Here is an 18,254-nt window from a genome sequence, read left to right as displayed (position 1 = left end):
CCACGTCACCGGCGTCGGGGATGGCGACGCATCAGCTCGCTCGACCGGCGCAGCCGTGGTGGTAGCGACGGGCCGTGTGCAGCCTGGCGCCAGCATCAGGGCCGCCGACAACAAAAGCGACGTGGACGAAAACGGCGTGCGCACGAGCGACTCTTAGCGCCCTTTTGACCGCCACCTCGGACATCGCGGTGCTCCCGCTTGCGTGCGTTGCTTCACGCATCATCGTCCAACTACTCGACCGAACCTGACGATTCATCGCGAACTCGACGGTGCTCGAGGCGCACCGCGTACACGTGCAACCTTGGTTGCACGGCCGCCGTCCGGTGTATTGACGCCCTCACGGACTCTGGCGTACCGTGCCCCCCGCTGTCCCAAACCCGCGAAACGTTACGCGCACGCGCGTGGTGTGTCGGAACCGGTCACTAAGCCCCACAAGGATTACCAGCAATGAAGCGTCTCAGTCTGATTGGAAGTTGGAAGCGCCTCGGCGTGCAGGTCGGTCTCCTGGCCGGCGTCGGCATCGCCTTCATCGGCGGCTCCGAGCCGCCGCCCGCGATCGCGGCCCCCGTCTGTGTCGAGGAAGGTCAGTGCACCTTCGTCAAGCCGCTGTTCCTCATCGTCGCCGACTACTCGACGTCGATGAACGCCGAGTTCGACGCCAACCAGACCCGCTGGGAGGCGGCGGTCAGCGCGATCGTGGCGATGGTCGACGCCGACAACGGCTACCTGCAGGGCAACGTCCTGCTCGGCCTCATGCGCTTCGGCCACGACCCCAACGTCGGTCAGACGGGCACGCTGATCCAGAACGACTCGTCGGGCATCACCGACGGTCAGAAGATCGACGTCGGCTTCTACGACGAGGCGGCCCCGGACAAGGCCTACTACCAGTGTAACGGCGAGGCGATCAAGACCGCCATCATGTCGGTGCCCGCGCCGATCAACGGCAGCCTCACCGGCATCGGCACGTGGACCAAGGGCGCGCTGGACAAGGCCAAGGCCTACATCCTCCAGACCTGGGCCGACCACCCGAACGACAAGCAGCAGCGCAAGGGCGCGATCGTGGTGCTCACCGACGGCGAGTGGACCGACCCGTCGGGCACCCAGAAGCTGCAGCCGGCCAACCAGAACCCGTCGCTCACCGCGAAGGACCTGTTCGACAACAGCGGGGTCCCGACCTACGTCGTCGCCATCGGCGAGGCGATGGGCAAGATGTTCGCCGACGAGCTGGCGATGAACGGCGGCACCGGCACGGCGTACGACGCCGCCAACCCGCAGCAGCTGATCGACGCGCTCAAGATGGTCGTCCAGGCGATCATCAACGACGTCATCCAGCCGGTGTGCGCGCCGGGCCTCCCGCGCATCATGGTGCTCCTCGACGCCTCGTCGTCGATGCTCAACATCAACAACGGCACCCAGGCCGCCCCGATGGGCATGAGCGGCTGGGACGCGGCCCGCGACGCGCTCGCCGGCGCCAACTCGCTGTTCGACCAGATCGTCATGGGCAACCAGGCGGTCGAGAACCTGGTGCACCTCGGCCTCGCGGTGTTCGGCTACAACATGCCGGCGCCGGGCGAGCAGAAGCTGCTCGTCGACTACGGCCCGTGCATGAAGGACAACTTCGCGTGGGCCCTCGACCCGAACACCTCGTGCGAGGCGCCCGGTTGCACCGATCCGTGGGGCGGCCCGCCGATCACCTGGACGTTCAAGGACGGCTCGGCGATCGACCCGCCGGGCTTCGACGCCCAGACCCTGAGCCACATGCCCAAGTGCGACTTCGCCGGCAACCTGCCGAACGCGTGCGTCGGCTCCGGCACGTACACGCACCTCGGCCTCCAGCTGGTCCAGCAGAACATCACGGACTACAAGGCCGCGTGCACGAACCCGATGTTCCCGTACCCGTGTGACGCGAACACCAAGTTCATCAACATCCTGGTCACCGACGGCGACTACCAGTCGACCGACGCGCAGGTCCAGGCGCCGCTGCAGGCGATGTTCAACGCGGGCGTCACGACCTACGTGATCGGCTTCGGCGACCTGGTCAACTCGCCCATGTCGATGACGAAGCTGAACAACATGGCGAACTGGGGCTCCGGCGGCGCCGAGATGTACTACGACGCCAACAACCAGGCGGCCCTTGAGGCGGCGCTCGCCAGCATCATCGAGCAGATCTCGTTCGACCCGTGCTGCGGCTTCGTCAACTGCGCCAACGTGCCCGAGCCGACCACGGACGAGCCCGATCCGCTGCCGGTCGACACGACCAGCACCACGTCGGAGTCGGACACCGACGCGACGGCGACGGACACCGACGCGACGGCGACCGACACCGACGCGACGGCGACCGACACCGACGCGACCGACACCACGCCGGTCACCACGACCGAGACGTCCGAGACCACGGCCGGCCCGACCACCGACACGCCGCCGACCACCACCGACACGCCGACCACCGGCGCGACCGAGACCGGCGGCACGGACAGCGACACCGGCGAGCCGACCACCGGCCCGAACCCGACCGGCGGCCAGGTCACGAGCGTCGGCACCGACGGCACCGACACCGAGACCTCCGACACCGAGGGCACGGACTCCGCCACCGGTGGCAGCACCGACAGCGCCGGCGGTTGCGGGTGCAAGGTCGACGACGCCGAGGGTCAGACCCGCGGCCTGCTCGCCTCGCTCTTCACTCTCGGCCTGGCGGGCTTCATCCGCCGCCGCCGCCGCGCCTGAGCGCACGACTCGGACCCTCGCGGTCCGTGAGCGGCCGAGCCGCACGCAGGGGCCGCCTCCGGTTTTCGGAGGCGGCCTCCGCCTTTTTTGTCGTCGGACCCGATCGCCGCGGGTCGCCGCGGGCGCGGGAGGGTTCGATTTTTTTGCCACAAAACGCGGCGCAGCGGCCCGCTGGGGCCCGCGCGGCGTTTTTATGGGTCGCCTCACACCGAGGCGTGCTCGGCTACTGGCCGGCTAGCGGCCCTTTTGCTATGCACACCGATCGTGTCGCAGGAGCACCAGGACCCCGACCTCAACGCGCTGTCCGACGAGGGCGGCCGGATCGTCGCCGAAGAGCTCGACATCTTGCGGCGAATCCAGGAGCGCCTCGATCGCGAGGCCCAGAACGCGCCCGGGCAGATCGAGGATCTCGACGCCCAGCTCATCGAGCTGCGCGACGCCCTGGCTGAAGCCAAGGAGGAGGACCAGGCCTCGCTGGTCGAGCAGATGCACCAAGTCGCCGCCCTGAGCCGCACGCGCGGGCAGGGCCGCGACGCGCCGGTCGACCCGAAGAACCCGTACTTCGGCCACCTCCGCCTGCGCGAGGCCAAGTCGAAGCGCCTGCGCGACGTGCTGGTCGGCAAGCGCACCCTCCTCGACGACGGCGACGGCCTGTCGATCGTCGATTGGCGCAACGCCCCGGTCTCGCGCCTCTACTACCGCTACGAGGAGGACGACGAGTACGAGGAGGAGTTCGACGCTCGCTCGCTCGAGGGCACCGTGATGGTGCGCCGCTCGGTCGCCGTGATGGAGTCCAGCCTGCGCCGCGTGTCGGCCCCGCAGGGCACCTTCGTCAGCGACCGCCGCGGCCGCTGGCGTGACGCCGTCGGCGCCGCCAAGCCGATGCTCGAGGGCGGGGTCGGCACCGCCGTGCGCGTGCCGCAGGGCCAGCTCGGCGTCCACAGCGACGACGACCAGCCGCGCGCCGACAAGCACCTGCAGGAGATCACGGCGCTCATCGACAAGGAGCAGTTCAACCTGATCACGCAGCCCGAGTCGGGCATCGTGCTGATCCAGGGCGGCGCCGGCTCGGGCAAGACGACCGTCGCGCTGCACCGCGTCGCCTACCTCGCCTATCAGGACCGCCGCCGGTTCGCGCCGGCCAAGATGCTGATCATGGTCTTCAACGAGGCCCTGGTCGAGTACATCCGCCACGTGCTGCCGTCGCTCGGCATCGACGGCGTGCCGGTCACGACCTACCGCAAGTGGAGCACCCAGCTGCTGCGCAAGCTGAAGCTGCGGATCCCCATCAGCCACATCGACGGCGTCCCCGACGCCGTCAGCCGCTTCAAGAAGCACCCGGTCGTCCTGCGCATGATCGACGACCGCATCGGCTGGCAGCTCGAGGAGGCCGAGGAGCTGCTCAAGAAGCGGCTCGGCGAGCGCGCCGGCGCCGAGGCGGCGTTCGCGGTGTGGCAGCGCAACGCCGACCTCCCGCCGGTCGTCCGCGCCGAGCGCACGCTCGACCAGATCAAGGCCGACCCCAGCATCGCCGGGCCCGCGCGCGCCGCCGCCGAGACCGCCCTGCGGACCATCCGCGACGACCTGCGCGACGTCTGCGACGACTGGCTCGAGCTCATGACCGACAGCGAGGCCCTGCGCACGGCGCTGCGGGAGTACGCGCCCGGCGCCTTCAACGACGCCGACGTGGCCACGATCGTCCGCTGGTGCGCCGCCAAGGCCGAGCTCGACGAGGAGCCCGAGGCCGAGGAGGAGCGCGACGAGGAGGAGGCCGAGGAGCGCGCCGAGTCGACCATCGACAGCGAGCCGGCGCCGCCGAAGGGCGAGGCCGAGCCCGATGAGGACGGCGAGGCCGAGGCGCCGCCGCCGCGCACGCGCATGGGCCATCACACCGTCGGCCTCGACCCCGAGGACGACGCGATCCTGCTGCGCCTGCTCCAGCGCAAGTACGGCGGCCTGTTCCTCGGCGGCAAGCGCTTCGAGTACGAGCACATCGTCATCGACGAGGCACAGGACCTGGCGCCGATCGAGGTGCGGGTGCTGCTCGACTGCGCGACCGACGGCCAGAGCGTGACCATCGCCGGCGACCGGGCGCAGAAGATGATCTTCGACAACGGCTTCGTCGACTGGCCGCAGCTGCTCGGCGACGCCGGCCTGCCGCACGTGGCGATCCAGCCGCTCAAGATCACCTACCGCTCGACGCGCCAGGTGATGGAGCTGTCGCGCTTCGTGCTCGGCCCGCTGCACAGCCCGGAGGACGCGCTCATCGCCCGCGAGGGCGCGCCGGTCGGCTACTACCAGTTCGGCGACACCGGCGAGGCGGTCGCGTTCCTGGCCGAGGCCCTGCGCGCGCTGATGCAGCGCGAGCCGACCGCCAGCTGCGCGCTCGTCACCCGCTACCCGCAGCAGGCCGACGTGTACCACGACGCCCTGCGGATCGCCGAGGTGCCCAAGCTGCGCCGCGTCGGCCGCCAGGACTTCAGCTTCACCCCCGGCATCGACGTCACCGACATCCGCCAGGTCAAGGGCCTCGAGTTCGACTACGTCGTCCTGCTCGACCCGACGATCCAGAACTACCCCGAGGTGGTCGAGTCCCGCCACCTCCTGCACATCGGGGCCACCCGCGCCGCGCACCAGCTGTGGCTGGTCTGCTCCGGCCCGCCGAGCAAGCTCATCCCCGAGGACCTGATCGTCGCCAGCCTCGAGTAGCGGCGGGTCCAGGAAGAAGAAAGGGACATGCTCTGCGGAGCATGTCCCTTTTTGCATGTTCTATGGGACATGCCCGCGGGGGCATGTCCCGAAGACCCGCTCAGCTCGCCGACTGCGCCAGCTTCTGCAGCGCCAGGTCGGCGATCGCCTGGCCGACCTCGGAGCAGCGGGCCGCCTTGGCCTCGCCGACGAGGTCGTAGGTGAGGGGGTGGCCGTCGCGGAGCACGTCGACCACTGCGGCCTCGATGGCGACGGCGGCGCGGGTGAGGCGCTCGTCGTTCTTGCGCTCGCCGAGCCACTCGAGGCCCTCCTTGACGGCGAGGATCATGGCGATCGGGTTGACCTTGTCCTTGCCGGCGTGCTTCGGCGCGGAGCCGTGGATCGGCTCGAACATGCCGTGCGAGTGGCCGACGTTGGCGCCGACGGCCATGCCCATGCCGCCCTGCAGCACCGAGGCGAGGTCGGTGACGATGTCGCCGAACATGTTGGTGGTGACCACCACGTCGTAGTACTCGGGCTGGCCGATCAGCCACTGCGTGAAGGCGTCGACGATCGCCGAGTCCTTCTCGATCTGCGGGTACTCCTCGCCGACCTGCTGGAACACCTCGGCGAACAGACGGCAGCCGTGCAGCACGTTGTCCTTGACGACCGCGGTGACGCGCAGCTTGCCGTCCTTCGGCGCGCCCTTGTTGCGCTTCTTGCACAGCTCGAAGGCTTTGCGGATCACCTGCTCGCTGGCGCGGCGCGTGATCACGCGGGTGTCGATCGCCAGCTCGGTGGTGCCGCCGGGGGCGAGCTTGCCGCCGACCTGCGAATACAGGCCCTCGGTGTTCTCGCGGATGATCACCATGTCGACCTGGCCCGGCTGCCACACCAGCTTGTTGGCGCCGTGGATCCGGTGCTGCACGCCCTCGTACAGCTTGACCGGGCGGACGTTGGCGAACAGGTTGAGGCGGATGCGGTTGCCGATGACCGGCGAGTAGCCCGCCATCTTGCCGTCCTTCATCAGCACTGGCCCGGGGCCGGTGGGCGACGGCCAGCCGACCGCGCCGAGCAGGATCAGGTCGGCCGCGTCGCAGCGCTCCTCTGCTCCCTCCGGCCAGTCGCGGCTACCGTGCTCGAGATAGAACTGCCCGCCGCACGGGATGTCCTCGACCTCCCACGCGACATCCAGGACCTTGGACAGCGCCGAGAGCACGCGCAGTCCCTCGCGCATCACTTCCGGTCCGGTCCCGTCCCCGCCAAGGGTCACCAGCTTGTACGCCATGGTTCGGGTGTACACGCGCGTCGGCGCGTGCGACCGACCGCGCCGTTCGCCGCGCCGGTGTGGATCCTCACCCAATTCGCGCGCAGGACGCGGTATACATGCACGGCCAGCCGCGAACCTGTGCGCGGCCTCCTGGGATCTCGACGTGCTCGCGCAGCTCCTGCCTGTCTGGGTCCTGGTCGCGTGGGGTGTGTCCGCACGGGCCTTCGCCCCCGCGCCGGCCGCAGGCGCCGCCGAACCGCCGAAGCCCGCGGCCGCGCCCGCCGTCGACAAGCTCGCGCCCGGCGCGGGCGCCCCGTTGCCGGCGCCGGCGCCGAAGGCTCCTGGCGTTCAGGACATGTCCCAAACGCCATTGTGGGTGCGACCGACCAGCGCGCCGCCGCTGCGGCCGGTGGTCGGCAAGGCGAGGGTCCGCGACTTCAAGCTGAAGTCGGCGCGCATCGACGACGACGCGATCGACATCGACGGCCGGCCGAACGAGGGGGCGTGGCTGGCGGTGCCGCTGCTGCCGGACCTGGTCCAGATCGAGCCGCGCTACGGGCACGCGCCGACGCACGAGACGCGGGTGCGGGTCGCCTACGGCACCAAGGGCCTGTACGTCGCCTTCGACTGCATCGACGACCCGAAGCACGTGCGCGCCGGCGTGTTCCGCAAGGACCAGCTCGGCCCGTCCGACATCGTCTGGCTCGAGCTCGACCCCAACAACAACGACACCACCGGCTACTCGTTCGCGCTCAACGCCTCCGGCTCGCAGGAGGACTCGCAGCTGTTCCGCGACGACTCGGAGGAGCTGCTGTGGGACGGCGTGTGGAAGGGCGCGGCCAAGCTCACCGACACCGGCTGGTCGGCCGAGATGTTCATCCCGTGGTCGACGATCCGCTTCACCGCCCGCGACGAGTACACCTTCGGCGTCAACATCGGCCGGTGGATCAACCACGACGGTGAGACGCAGATCCTCTCGCCCACGCCGCAGGGCCTGCCGGGGCGCATGAGCTGGGCGCTCGACTACGTCGGCGTCAAGAACATCCAGCCCGGCCTCAACCTCGAGCTGCGGCCGTTCTTCTCGCTGCGCGGCGTGCCGCGGCGCGGCGACGACAGCCTCGACCGCTCGTTCCCGCTGCTGCCCAACGGCGGCTTCGACCTCAAGTACGGCCTGCGCGGCAACTTGACCCTCGACCTCGCGGTCAACCCCGACTTCGGCCAGGCCGAGGTCGACCCGGCGGTGCTGAACCTCGGGCCGTTCGAGGTCTACTTCCCCGAGCGGCGCACGTTCTTCCTCGAGTCGAAGGAGATCTTCGAGACCCGCTTCCAGCTGTTCTACAGCCGCCGGATCGGACGGATCCCCCGGGCCGCGCTGGCCGACCAGACGCCGCGCGGCGAGGAGGATGGCGAGATCGTCGCGCTCGATCCGCTGACGCGCATCTTCGGGGCCCTGCGCGTCACCGGCCAGGTCAAGCCGGGCTGGAGCCTCGGCGTGCTGACGGCCAACACCGGCGCGAGCTTCGGCGTCGAGCGCTTCTCCGACGGCTTCGAGCGGCGCGTCACGGTCGACCCGATCAGCGAGTACTCGGTAGTCCGCGTGCGCCGCGAGTTCGACGGTCAGACCAGCATCGGCGCGCTGGTCACCGGAGTGGTGCGCGGCGGCGGCGAGCCGTCGGCGTTCACCGGCGGCTTCGACTACCGGATCCGCTTCCGCGAGCGCTGGCGGCACTCGGCGCAGATCATCGGCACTCACAACGGCCGGCGCGAGGGCATGGGCGCGGTGGCCGACATCAACCGCACCAGCAAGAACCTGTCGATGGGGGCGGTGTTCGAGACCCTGACGCCGCACGCCGACTTCAACGACCTCGGCTTCATGCGCTACAACAACTACATCGACGGCAAGGCCAACGTCGGTGTGTTCAACGCCCAGCCGGTCGGCAACGTGCGGCGCATGTCCGCCACGCTGTCGTCGCAGGTCGCCTCGTCGTACCAGGGCTACCTGCTGCAGAAGCAGCTGCACCTCGACCTCAGCCTGAACACGCTCAAGCTGTGGGGCACCTCGATGAACGCCGGCGGCCACCTGCCGCAGTACGACCTGTTCGAGACGCGCGGCGGGATCCCCTACCTCGTCCCGTTCCACTGGTGGATCGGCGGCACCTACTGGAGCCCCGACAACAAGAAGGTCGTCGGCGTGTTCAACTGGGCCTACGGCGAGCAGAACGGCCGCCCCGGCCCCGACTACGGCGTCGAGCTCCGCCTCCGCCCCGTGCCCCGGCTCGAGCTCACCCTCCGCGGCGACCTCAACCTCAGCTTCGGCCGCCCGCGCTGGACCACCACCAACGACCTCGACGAGGCGGTGTTCGGCCGCGCCTACGTCACCCAGTACATCGGCGTGCTGCGCGGGACCCTCGGCATCCTGCCCAACCTGACGCTGCAGACCTTCAACCAGCTGTACTTCCTCTCGGCCCGCCACACCGACTTCTTCATCCTCGAGCGGCCCGGCACTCTGGTCCCGACCAACCCCGCGCCCTACGCCGGCGAGGTCGACCAGGGCCTCACCAGCTTCATCTCCAACTCGATCCTCCGCTGGGAGTACCGCCCCGGCAGCTTCCTGTTCTTCGTCTACACCCACCGCACCGTGCTGTCCGACTTCAGCCCGCGCTTCAGCTACCGCCCGCTCGGCGGCTTCGGCAACCTCGTCGCCCCGGGCGTGGCCAACGAGGACATCCTGTTCCTCAAGCTGCAGCACATGTTCGGCCTGTGAGCGCAAGTCCATAAAGGCATGTCCCAAGGGACATGCGTGAAGAGACATGTTGCCTGAACGATCGCGCCGAGCGCGCCCGGGGCCGACGGTAACGCAGCCTTAATGTCGCCTACGGGTCGGGCGAGACCAGGCCGGCGCGCACGGCGTACTTGACGAGGCCGGCGAGGTGGTGAACATCGAGCTTGGCCATGATCCGGCCGCGGTGGCCCTCGACGGTCTTCATGCTGAGGCCGAGGTCCCGCGCGATCTGGTTGCTCGACTGGCCCTGCACGACGAGCCGGAGGATCTCGCACTCCCGGTTGGTGAGGGCGTCGGCCGGATGGGTCTCGCGCCGCCGCGAGTCGACGAGCACGAGCTTGGCGATCGCAGGGCTGAAGAAGGCGCCGCCGCGGGCGACGGCGGCGATCGCGGCGAGCAGCTCGCTGAACGCCGACCCCTTCAATAAATAACCGCTCGCGCCAGCGCGGATCGCCGGGCGCACGTACTCCTCGCCCGAGTACATCGACAGCACCAAGACCTGGGTGCCAGGAAAGTCGCGGCAGATCACGCGCGTCGCCTCGACGCCGTTCATCTCCGGCATGCCCAGGTCCATGATCACGACGTCGGGCTGCAGTCGGCCGACGGCCGTGACCGCGGCGCGCCCGTCCGCGACCTCGCCGACGACCTCGATGCCGGGCTGGCCGGCGAGCAGCATGCGGACCCCCTCCCGGACGATCGCGTGATCGTCCGCGAGCAACACCCGGACAACCTGCTTCTGTTCCACGCCCCAAACCGTAGCACGCGCCGCCCCGGCGCGCGCGCCGAGAGCCGCCGACCGTATGAAGACCGATTCATGACATTTCCTAAGGGACATGTCTCAATGGTCATCTGAGTCGAGGCTGAGATGCGTTTTCAAAACAATTACAATCCGCGGGGGTGCGGCGAGCGAGCGGCTCTATCTGGCGCATGGGACATGTGCTCTGCTTCGACTTTGGGTCGGACCCTCACGGCGCCCGTCGAGCCGTGCGGATGAGTAGCGACGCTCTCGCGGCTCATGCATGGCGAGGAGCATGGGCAGGCGACGCGTCCGCGGTGCATGCATCACCGAGAGACACGGGGTGGGGGACACCGCTTCCGCTGTGAGGCTGCGAGAGCGCGGCGCCTCGCGGCGTGCCGCGTCGCCACGGATTGGCATTCACCGCGCGGGGTCAGCGATGGGCAAACTTACGAAGCATGGGCATCGTCGCCATGCCCACGCCTCGCAACGGTCAGGCGGTCGCGGTCAGGCGGTGGATCGGCTGTGGGAGCTCGCGCAGCGTCGCCCGTACGTCGCGCGTGCCTGGGCATCACGCCCACGCCTCGCGACGGTCCGGTGCGTCGCAGCTCGGCCGGCGTCGCGCCCGGATGTCGCGGGCGGACGGCCCCGCCCTGCGGCTCAGCGGCGCGCGAGCTTGCGCAGCATCGCCTGCACCTCGTCGCGGGCTTCGCCGAGGCGCTGCGAGCGGTACACGCCGTAGGCGCTGCCGAGGACCGGGCCGGTGATCATGCCGACCACCGGGAGGACCGACGCGGCCAGGCCGATCTTGGCGCCGCTGATCAGCGCCCCGCCGGGCGTGAGGCGCTCGTGGAGGGCCAGCAGCTCGTCGGCGAGCTTCTGCCGCTCGTCGGCGTCGAGCTCGCTCAGGCGGGCCGTGCGCTCGCGCAGGGAATTGAGCTCGCGCTCGAGCGCCGTGTCGCTGAACGGCGCCACGTCGACCATCTGCTTCAGGCGCTCGCCCTGGGCCTTGGCCCAGCCTTTCGGGTCGTTGCGGAGCTGGTCGGACTGCTGCTTGGCCCAATCTCTCGCCTGGTCGCGGATGGACATCGCGCGCCAGCATAGCAGAGGGTCGCCCGGACGCCCGGACGGCCCGGCCGGCGGGACCGGCCGCGCGGCCCGTGCTATCCGAGGGGCATGGACGACGTCGCCCAGGTCCAGTGCCCGTACTGCTTCGAGGTGGTCGAGATCGTGGTCGACCCGGCCACCCGCGGAGAGCTGATCCAGGACTGCGAGGTCTGCTGCCGGCCGTGGCGCATGCTGGTCCGTCGCCGCCGCGACGGCTCGCCGCTGGTCACCGTCGAGCGCGCGCAGTGAGCTGCCCCGCCTCGCGCGCGCACGCCGGACATGTCCTTCAGGTCATGTCACCGGCTTCGCGGGGGCGCGGGCGAAACGGCGTCTTCCGCGTCGCGTCCGGAGGTGGCGGCGCCGGCCGATCCCGGCGGCATCGGCCCCGCGGCGGCGGCCTGCGTCGAGGTCGGACCGCCGCTGCGGCCCCGCAGGCGGGCGGTTCGGGCTCGCGGGCGTGATGTCCCTCAGGGGCCGGTCCCGCCGGCGCCCCGTCATGCGGCCCGGCGAGAGCAGCTATCCTCCGACCTCATGCCGACGCACAGCAGAGTCCTCATCCTCGGTTCGGGCCCCGCGGGCTACACCGCCGCGATCTACGCCGCGCGCGCGAGCCTGGAGCCCGTGATGGTCGCCGGCCCCGAACCGGGCGGCCAGCTCACCACCACCACCGAGGTCGAGAACTATCCGGGCTTCCCCAAGGGCATCACCGGCCCCGACATGATGGAGGAGTTCCGCGCGCAGGCCGAGCGCTTCGGCACCAAGCTCCACTACGACATGGGCGTGCGCGTCGACCTGTCGCGCCGGCCCTTCGTGGTCGAGGGCGAGGCCGACACCTATCACGGCGACGCGCTCATCATCGCCACCGGCGCCTCGGCCAAGTGGCTCGGCTTGCCCAACGAGCAGCGGCTGCGCATGTCGGGCGGCGGCGTCACGGCCTGCGCCACCTGTGACGGCGCCTTCTATCGCAATCAGGACGTCGCGGTGATCGGCGGCGGCGACACTGCGATGGAGGAGGCCACCTTCCTCACCCGCATGTGCCGCAGCGTGCACCTCATCCACCGCCGCGACACCTTCCGCGCCAGCAAGATCATGCAGACGCGCGCGATCGAGAACCCGAAGATCACGGTGCACTACAACACCGAGGTCGCCGACGTCCTCGGCGGCGACCGGGTCGTCGGCCTGGCCCTGCGCGACACCGTGACCGGGGCCGCGCGCGAGCTGCCGGTCACCGGCCTGTTCCTCGCCATCGGCCACCAGCCCAACAGCGACATCTTCAAGGGCCAGCTCGACATGGACGAGACCGGCTACCTCAAGGTCCGCCCCGGCTCGACCTACACCAACATCCCCGGCGTGTTCGCCTGCGGCGACGTGGCCGACAAGGTCTACCGCCAGGCCGTCAGCGCCGCCGGCACCGGCTGCATGGCGGCGATCGACGCCGAACGCTGGCTCGCCGAGCACCTCTAATAAAAGGCGCACCGCACGGGCGCGGCATGAGACGAGCGCGGCGCGCCGACGGGCGCGGGCGCTCGTCTCGTCGCGAGTGGGTGGTCTATCGGACATGCTTTTAAAAGCATGTCCTCATGCACATTTCCTTATCGACATGTCCTTGTGCACATGTCTTTTAAAACAAGATGAAATAGCACCGCCGGCCGGGCGCAGACCCTTGCCGATCGCTGCTCGCGCGCGAGCCCGGGCGCCGCGAGGGCGGCGGCCGGGCTCGTTCGCTCGCAAGCGATCGCGGGCTCAGCGGCGCTCGATCATCGCCGAGTGGGTCGAGCCGCCGCGCTTCACCTCGACGGCGACCTTCCCGTCGTCGCTCGCCAGCGCGCTGGCGACGTCGTTCACCTGCGACACCTTCTGGCCGTTGATCGTCTGCAGCACGTCGCCCTCGCGCAGGCCGAGCTCGTCGGCGAGCGAGCCGGGCATCACGCTGCGGACCGTCAGGCGTCCGTCCTTGGCCTCGACCTGGGCGCCGAGGCGCGGCTGGCCGTCGGGGAACAGCTTGCCGGACTCGCCGTTCATGCGGCGGGCCGAGCGCTGCAGCTCCTCTTCGCTCGGCAGCTTGCCGATCGTCGCCTTGAGGTCGACCTTCTTGCCGCCGCGGTCGACCGACAGGATGACCTGAGAGCCTGGTTTGGTGTCGGCGACGCGGCCGCGCAGGTCGCTGAAGTTGAGCACCTCGCGGCCGTTGATCGCGGTCACGCGGTCGCCCGCGCGCAGGCCTGCCTCGGCGGCAGGGGTGCCGGACTGGACCGCTCCGACCACCGCGCCGGCCTCCGGCGTGCGGCCCACGGCGGGCTCGATCTCCCGGCCGGAGATGCCCAGCCAGCCGCGCACCACCTTGCCGGACGCCTTGAGCTGCGGGATCACCGTCTTCGCCTGGTCGATCGGCACCGCGAAGCCGAGCCCGCGGCCGATCCCGCCGACCGCCGTGTTGATGCCGACGACCTCGCCCGCCATGTTGAACAGCGGCCCGCCGCTGCTGCCCGGCGCGATCGAGGCGTCGGTCTGCAGGAAGTCGATGTAGCTGTTGGCGTAGAGGCCGAGGCTGCCGCGGCCCTTGGCCGAGACGATGCCGGCGGTGGCCGTCTGCTCGAGGCCCATCGGCGAGCCGATCGCCATCACCCAGTCGCCGACCGACAGCGCCGTGCTGTTGCCGAGCGTCGCCGTCTTGAGGCCGCTCGCGCCCTCGAGCTGGACCAGCGCGATGTCGGTGTACGGGTCGGAGCCGAGCACCTTGCCCTTGTACATGCGGCCGTCGTGCAGCTTGACCTCGAGCCGCTCGGTCCCGTTCACCACGTGGTGATTGGTGACCACGAGGCCGTCGGGCGTGAGCACGAAGCCCGAGCCGATGCCTTGCTGCGGCGGCGCCTCGGCGCCGGGGCCCATGTTGAATTGATCGATGAAGGGCAGCATGCGCGGGTCGATGCCCTGCATGTCGAGCTGCGCGCGCTTGCCATAGGCGCGGATGTTGACCACCGCGGGGGACAGCTCCTTGACGAGCGGCGCCAGGCTGCGGCGGGGGTCGAAGTCGCCGCCGACCACCGGCGTGCCGCTGCCCTCGCGCCACAGTGAGCCGCCGGTGTTGGCCGCGGCGACCTCGCCTGCCGCCTCGGCGTGGGTGTGATAGCTGAGTGCGACCGCTGCGCCGCCGAGCGTCGTCAGGCCGAGGAAGGCGAGGAGCGCCTGCGGCGAACGGAGTCGTCGGGACCGGATCGAGGTTGAGCTCATGCCGCGGGAACCGGGGGCTGGGCCCCGCTATTCCCGTCGTCGGTTTCCTCTTTGAAGCCCATGCGGTAGAGCTCGGCGTAGACGCCGCCGCGCGCGAGCAGGACGTCGTGCGGTCCCTGCTCGACGACCACGCCGTCCTGCAGCACGAGGATCTTGTCGGCCCGCCGGACCGTGCTGAGCCGGTGAGCGATCACCAGCACGCTGCGCCCGCGGAGCAGCCGCTCGATCGCGGCCTGCACCTTGTGCTCGGTCATGCTGTCGACGCTCGCGGTCGCCTCGTCGAGGATGAGCAGCGTCGGCTGGCGCGCGGCCACCCGCGCGAACGCCAAGAGCTGCGCCTCGCCGGCCGAGAGGTTGCGCCCGCGCTCGCCGACCACGAACTGTAGCCCGCCGCGCTCCTGCACGAAGTCCCACGCCTGCACCGTGCGCAGCGCGGCCTCGATGCGCGCCGGGTCGTCGGCCAGCCCGGCCTCGCCGAGGCTGACGTTGAAGGCGACGTCGTCGTTGAACAGGAACACGTCCTGTTGGACCATCAGGACATGTCCCCGGAGACAGTCGGGGACCACGTCGCGGACCTCGAGCGCGCCGGCCGGCGCCTGCAGCGAGACGCTGCCGCGGTAGCCGTCGTAGGTGCGCGTCAAGATCCGCCCGAGGCTGGTCTTGCCCGAGCCGGTGCGGCCGACCACCGCCACGACCTCGCCGGGGGCGATGTCGAAGTCGATGCCCTTGAGCACGTCGGCGGCGCCCTCGCGGTAGCCGAAGCGGAGGTCGCGGACCTGCAGCCCGCCGCTCCAGCCCTGCAGCGGGTCGGCGGCGCCGCCGAGGCGGGCCTCGGGCTGCTCGTCGAGGAGGCCGTAGATCCGCTCGAGCGAGGCGACCGCGCGCTGGATGGTCGCGAGCTTGGCCGAGAACTCGCGGATCGGGATGAACACCCGCTGCAGGTAGTCGATGAACGCGAACAGCAGGCCGAGGGTCACGCCGCTGCGGGCGGCGTCCTCGAACAGGTACGGCGCGGCGAAGTAGATCAGCAGCGCCACGCACATCGCGCTGACGCCGTCCATCACCGAGTAGAGCCCGGCGTCGTACCAGTTGGCGGTCTTGACCGCGCGCAGGAAGCGGTCGCCGAGCCGCTCGAACTCCTGCACCGCCGCGCGCTCGCGGCCGAACAGCTGCAGCACCGTCACGCCCGCCAGCTGCTCCGCCAGGTACCCGCTCTGGACCGACTGGGCGCGCCGGATCTCGAGCTGCAGCGTCCGCAGGCGGGCCGAGAAGTGGGCCACGATCACCCACAGCAGCGGCGCCGCGGCCAGCGACACCAGAGTGAGGCGCCAGTCGAGCACGAACATCGCCACCAGGATCGACAGGATCACCGCGATGTCGGTGAGGATCGTGAACACCCCGAACGCGAGCGTCTCGCTCAGCGCCTCGATGTCGCTGGTGCTGCGCGCGAGCAGGTTGCCGATCGGCGTCTTGTCGTAGAAGCGGGCCGGGAGCCGGAGCACGTGGCCGAAGATCGAGCGGCGCAGGTCGGTGATGGTCGCGTGGCCGGCCCGCGACAGCGCGTAGTTCTGGACCGCGAAGGCGAGGAACTCGGCCATCACCGCGCCGAGGAACAGCATGCCGGTGACGCGCAGGCCGAGCAGGTCGCCCTTGGCGATGTCGGTGTCGACGGCCGCCTTGACCAGCAGGGGCCGCAGCGCCGACATCGCCGCGACCACCGGGATCATCCACATGCCGAGCCACAGCCAGCGCTTGTGCGCCTGCGCGTACGGCCAGAACCGGCGCAGCGCCGCCCAGGTGCTGCCCTGCGGCGCGCCCTCCTGGCGGCCCTTCGACCTGGTCTTCGGGTCAGCCATGGTGCGCGGCCTCCTGGTGGCGGTGGGTCTCGGCGTACACGCCGTCGAGCGCGAGCAGCTGGGCGTGTGTGCCGCGCTCGACGACTGCGCCGCGCTCGAGCACGAGGATCTCGTCGGCGTGCTCGAGCACGCTGGTGCGGTGCGACACGATCACCGTGGTCGCCGCCTGCTTCATCAGGCCGCCGCCGGCCTCGTCGTGGAGCCCGCGGATCGCCGCCACCAGGCGCACCTCGGTGCCCTGGTCGACCGCCGACAGCACGTCGTCGAGCAACAGCAGCCCCGGCCCGCGGTACAGCGCCCGCGCCAGCGCCGTCCGCTGGCGCTGCCCGCCCGATAGCATCACTCCGCGCTCGCCGACCACGGTGTCGAGCCCCTCGGGCAGGGAGCGCACGTCGTCGACCAGGCAGGCCGCGCGCAGCACCTGCTGCAGCCGCGGGTCCTCCGCCTCGGCGCGCAGGTGCGACGACGAGGCCGAGCTGCCGCCGTCCTCGCCGCGCACGTGCCCGCTCCGCTCGCCGCGCAGGCGGATGTTGTCGCGCAGCGTGGTCGAGAACAGGAACGGGTCCTGCGGCACGACCGCGAGCTGGGAGCGGACCTGGTCCAAAGGCAAGGTCGTGACGTCCTTGCCGCCGACCAGCACGGTGCCGACCGGCGGCGTGTACACGCGCGACAGCAGGTGGATCAGCGTCGACTTGCCGGCGCCGGTGCGGCCGAAGATCCCGAGCGTCTTGCCGGGCGCCAGCGCGAACGAGATGTCGCGCAGCGACGGCTCCTCCGCCCCGGGGTAGGTGAAGGTCATGCCGCGCAGCTCGAGCGACGGCGGCGGCCCGGGCGGCAAGATGTCCGTCGGGACAGGTAGACCGTCGGGGGTGGTGACGACCTCGTCGACCCGCTTGATCGCCACGAACCCGCGCGACACCGAGGCCAGCACCCACGCGACCGCCATCAGCAGCGCGACCAGGCTGCCCAGCAGCGTGGTGAAGGTGACCAGCGCGCCGACCGGCAGCTCGCCGGCGATCACCCGCGCGCCGCCGACCCACAGCACGATCGCCGCCGCCACCTGACCCGACAGCCCGAGCACCGGCATCGAGAACGCGCGCATCGACGACAGCCGCAGCTGCAGGTCGAGGTAAGTCTGGTTGCGGGTGTCGAAGTGGCGCAGGATCGCCGCCTCGGCCGCGTGCGCGCGCACGGTGCCGATGCCGGCGTACGACTCGAGCACGCGGTCCGACAGCCGCCCGAGCTCCTCGAACGACACCCGGATCAGCGAGTAGAACCGGCGCACCACCGCGATCGTGTAGGCGCTGCCGACCGCGATCGGCAGCAGGCACCACAGCGTCAGCCAGGCGTCGGTGAGCAGCATCTGCCCGAGGTGCAGCGGGACCGCGACGGCGACGTTGCACACCTGCAGGCCGGCGAAGCCGATGAGCAGGCGGATCGACATCGTGTCGTTGGTCGCCATGCTGACCAGCTCGCCGACCTTGCGCTTGAGGAAGAACGGCCGCTGCAGCGCCAGCAGGTGGGTGAACAGGTCGACGCTGACGCGGTACTCGACCTCGCGCCCGGGGTTGAAGAACAGCACCCGCGACAGGGTGCGCACGACCACCACCGCGACCGCCCAGATCATCAGCTCGAGGGCGATGCCCTGGCCGACCGCGAGGGCGTCGGCCTTGCCGCCGCCGAAGGCGTCGAGGGCGTTGCCGATGAGGGTCGGGATCCGCACCACCGCGTAGTTGGTGGCGACCAACATCGCGAAGCCCAGCGCGTACTGCGGCAGGTTGCGCCGGACGTACCGGTGAAAGAAGCGAGTGGCGAGCGACACGGGCGGGCCGGGGTCCGGGGCCTATAGCAGAAATCGAC

At 70.5% G+C, this 18,254-nt stretch carries 11 protein-coding genes; 5 read left to right on the top strand and 6 right to left on the bottom strand.

Features of this window, described 5'->3' with window-relative positions; genetic code table 11:
- Positions 1–447: 447 nt before the first annotated feature.
- Positions 448–2,724, top strand: coding sequence for an MYXO-CTERM sorting domain-containing protein (locus OV090_RS20280; protein WP_267705513.1), 2,277 nt, complete (start codon positions 448–450; stop codon positions 2,722–2,724).
- Between the two features lie 264 nt (positions 2,725–2,988).
- A complete protein-coding gene (locus tag OV090_RS20275; RefSeq protein WP_267705512.1) occupies positions 2,989–5,433 on the top strand; it encodes a UvrD-helicase domain-containing protein in 2,445 nt (814 codons plus the stop codon).
- Between the two features lie 100 nt (positions 5,434–5,533).
- Here OV090_RS20275 and OV090_RS20270 read toward each other — a convergent pair whose 3' ends face one another.
- The gene (locus OV090_RS20270) at positions 5,534–6,700 is read right to left on the bottom strand and encodes an isocitrate/isopropylmalate family dehydrogenase (RefSeq protein ID WP_267705511.1); all 1,167 of its coding nucleotides are present in this window, start codon (positions 6,698–6,700) and stop codon (positions 5,534–5,536) included.
- 145 nt (positions 6,701–6,845) lie between these two features.
- Here OV090_RS20270 and OV090_RS20265 point away from each other — a divergent pair, with 145 nt between their 5' ends.
- Positions 6,846–9,446, top strand: a complete 2,601-nt coding sequence (locus OV090_RS20265; protein WP_267705510.1) for a DUF5916 domain-containing protein — start codon at positions 6,846–6,848, stop codon at positions 9,444–9,446.
- Positions 9,447–9,555: 109 nt separating this feature from the next.
- Here the strand turns inward: OV090_RS20265 and OV090_RS20260 are convergent, their stop codons facing one another.
- Positions 9,556–10,209, bottom strand: a complete 654-nt coding sequence (locus tag OV090_RS20260) for a response regulator transcription factor (RefSeq protein WP_267705509.1) — start codon at positions 10,207–10,209, stop codon at positions 9,556–9,558.
- A gap of 651 nt (positions 10,210–10,860) precedes the next feature.
- Complete coding sequence (locus OV090_RS20255) at positions 10,861–11,289, bottom strand: hypothetical protein (protein WP_267705508.1); 429 nt, start codon at positions 11,287–11,289, stop codon at positions 10,861–10,863.
- A gap of 87 nt (positions 11,290–11,376) precedes the next feature.
- Here OV090_RS20255 and OV090_RS20250 point away from each other — a divergent pair, with 87 nt between their 5' ends.
- The gene (locus OV090_RS20250) at positions 11,377–11,556 is read left to right on the top strand and encodes a CPXCG motif-containing cysteine-rich protein (protein ID WP_267705507.1); all 180 of its coding nucleotides are present in this window, start codon (positions 11,377–11,379) and stop codon (positions 11,554–11,556) included.
- A gap of 282 nt (positions 11,557–11,838) precedes the next feature.
- Positions 11,839–12,771, top strand: coding sequence for a thioredoxin-disulfide reductase (trxB, locus tag OV090_RS20245; protein WP_267705506.1), 933 nt, complete (start codon positions 11,839–11,841; stop codon positions 12,769–12,771).
- Between the two features lie 279 nt (positions 12,772–13,050).
- Here trxB and OV090_RS20240 read toward each other — a convergent pair whose 3' ends face one another.
- Genes OV090_RS20240 through OV090_RS20230 form a run of 3 tightly spaced genes read right to left on the bottom strand, consistent with a single transcriptional unit; the run spans position 13,051 to position 18,216 of the window.
- Positions 13,051–14,538, bottom strand: coding sequence for a trypsin-like peptidase domain-containing protein (locus OV090_RS20240; RefSeq protein WP_267705505.1), 1,488 nt, complete (start codon positions 14,536–14,538; stop codon positions 13,051–13,053).
- Entirely contained in the window at positions 14,535–16,394 is a 1,860-nt protein-coding gene (locus OV090_RS20235) for an ABC transporter ATP-binding protein (protein ID WP_267705504.1), read from the bottom strand. Before OV090_RS20235 ends, OV090_RS20240 begins: the two co-directional genes overlap by 4 nt.
- Positions 16,387–18,216, bottom strand: a complete 1,830-nt coding sequence (locus OV090_RS20230; protein WP_267705503.1) for an ABC transporter ATP-binding protein — start codon at positions 18,214–18,216, stop codon at positions 16,387–16,389. Before OV090_RS20230 ends, OV090_RS20235 begins: the two co-directional genes overlap by 8 nt.
- Positions 18,217–18,254: the final 38 nt, after the last annotated feature.

It is taken from the genome of Nannocystis sp. RBIL2 (assembly GCF_026626745.1).
Classification (GTDB): domain Bacteria; phylum Myxococcota_A; class Polyangia; order Nannocystales; family Nannocystaceae; genus Nannocystis.
This window is presented reverse-complemented; position numbering and strand designations above follow the sequence as displayed.

Coding starts and splice junctions, on each gene's coding strand:
- OV090_RS20280 (WP_267705513.1), top strand. CDS start 448: ATGAAGCGTCTCAGTCTGATTGGAAGTTGGAAGCGCCTCGGCGTGCAG.
- OV090_RS20235 (WP_267705504.1), bottom strand. CDS start 16,394: ATGGCTGACCCGAAGACCAGGTCGAAGGGCCGCCAGGAGGGCGCGCCG.
- OV090_RS20270 (WP_267705511.1), bottom strand. CDS start 6,700: ATGGCGTACAAGCTGGTGACCCTTGGCGGGGACGGGACCGGACCGGAA.
- trxB (WP_267705506.1), top strand. CDS start 11,839: ATGCCGACGCACAGCAGAGTCCTCATCCTCGGTTCGGGCCCCGCGGGC.
- OV090_RS20240 (WP_267705505.1), bottom strand. CDS start 14,538: ATGAGCTCAACCTCGATCCGGTCCCGACGACTCCGTTCGCCGCAGGCG.
- OV090_RS20255 (WP_267705508.1), bottom strand. CDS start 11,289: ATGTCCATCCGCGACCAGGCGAGAGATTGGGCCAAGCAGCAGTCCGAC.
- OV090_RS20250 (WP_267705507.1), top strand. CDS start 11,377: ATGGACGACGTCGCCCAGGTCCAGTGCCCGTACTGCTTCGAGGTGGTC.